This window comes from Cobetia sp. SIMBA_158 (assembly GCF_046566945.1).
In the GTDB taxonomy this organism is placed as follows: Bacteria; Pseudomonadota; Gammaproteobacteria; order Pseudomonadales; family Halomonadaceae; genus Cobetia; species Cobetia amphilecti.
Window position 1 is genome coordinate 1 of the sequence record NZ_JAWJYL010000969.1, and the last position, 242, is coordinate 242.

The following is a 242-nucleotide window of genomic DNA, read 5'->3' on the forward strand; positions in this document are numbered from 1 at the left end:
TATCGAAGTCTTGCTCAGTTATTTGCTTACTCACCGTATCTAGCTTTTGGCCCTCAGCAACAATCAGGGGTTGTTTATCCATTAACTCTATAACAGGGCGCTTATCATAAAGAGCATGACCATAGGGTGCTGCAAATACCTCGGTAAGTTGGTCTTTATGTAGTAGGCCCACTGGCTGACCCTGTTGATTAATTACAGGTATGCTAATAATGGCTTTGTCTTGCTCAAAGAGTAAATGAGCT

1 pseudogene is annotated in these 242 nt (G+C 42.1%); it reads right to left on the bottom strand.

Going from position 1 to position 242, the window contains the following annotated elements:
* Positions 1 to 242, bottom strand: a pseudogene (locus R2R70_RS22695) (GGDEF domain-containing protein); the annotation flags it as partial.